The sequence below is a fragment of the Microbacterium sp. genome (assembly GCF_031988965.1).
Lineage (GTDB): Bacteria > Actinomycetota > Actinomycetes > Actinomycetales > Microbacteriaceae > Microbacterium.
In genome coordinates, this window is the sequence record NZ_DALZXX010000293.1 from 1 (window position 1) to 1231 (window position 1231).

Here is a 1231-nt window from a genome sequence, read left to right on the forward strand (position 1 = left end):
CGCCGCGGGAAAGCACGTGCTGTGCGAGAAGCCGCTCGCCAACACCGTCGCGGAGGCTGCGTCGATGACGGCGGCCGCCCGCACGGCATTCGAGCGGACCGGCGCCGTCGCGATGTGCGGCTTCAGCTATCGGCGCACGCCCGCGCTCGCCCTCGCCCGGCAGCTGATCGAGGAGGGCCGGATCGGTGAGATCCGTCACGTGCGCGCGCAGTACCTGCAGGACTGGCTGAGTGATCCTGACTCTCCGCACACCTGGCGCCTCGACCGCGATCGGGCAGGAACAGGGGCTCTCGGCGACATCGGTGCGCACAGCATCGACACGGCGCAGTGGCTCGCGGGCCAGCGGATCACGGCGGTCTCGGCCGCGCTGCGCACCTTCGTCGAATCCCGCCCTCGTCGATCGAGCGTCGAGGGCCTCGGTGGCAGGGCGTCGGACACCGCCGACCGACTGCCGGTGACCGTCGACGATGCCGTCGCGTTCACCGCGCAGTTCGACGGGGGAGCGCTCGGGGTCTTCGAGGCCACGCGCATGGCCACCGGACGCCGCAACGCCAACCGCATCGAGATCAACGGCGACCGGGGGTCGATCGCGTTCGACTTCGAGCGCATGAACGAGCTCGAGGTGTACCACGCGGCCCAGGACCCCGCGCAGGGGTTCCGCCGCGTGCAGGTGACCGAGGCGCAGCATCCGTACGCCGGAGCGTGGTGGCCCGCGGGGCACGGGCTCGGCTACGAGCACCTCTTCACGCACCAGGCCGTCGACGTCGTGCGGGCGGTGGCCGGTGAGCATCCCGTGTCGCCGAGCTTCGCCGAGGCCGCTCAGGTGCAGCGCGTGCTCGCCGCCGTGGAGAGCAGCGCCGAGCGCGACAGCATCCGCACCGCTGTGGAACAAGATCCGATCGAAGGAGATCTCCGATGACACGCACCGCTCTCGTCGTCCGTGGCGGCTGGGAAGGCCACCATCCGGTGGAGGCGACCGAACTGTTCCTGCCCTTCCTCCGCGAAAACGGCTTCGACGTCACGGTGGAAGACGACCCCGAGGTCTACGCCGACGCGGCCCGTATGGCCGAGGTCGACCTCGTGGTGCAGTCGGTCACGATGTCGCAGTGCTCCGGCGAGGCCGTGGGCGGGCTGCGCGACGCCGTCGCCGCCCTGGCGGGCTCGCCGGTGCAACGCCTCGTCGACTACGGCTACCTCACCTGTGACGGGCTCGCCGACGACCCGATCTTCC

The 1231-nt window shown here is 71.1% G+C and carries 1 protein-coding gene and 1 pseudogene; both read left to right on the forward strand.

The genetic code is table 11. From position 1 onward, the window contains the following. On the forward strand, positions 1-919 hold a 919-nt coding region (locus RTM68_RS18860; RefSeq protein WP_312173864.1), incomplete at its 5' end, for a Gfo/Idh/MocA family oxidoreductase. Then, positions 916-1231: pseudogene (locus RTM68_RS18865) on the forward strand (hypothetical protein); the annotation flags it as partial. The gene RTM68_RS18860 and the pseudogene RTM68_RS18865, both read left to right, overlap by 4 nt.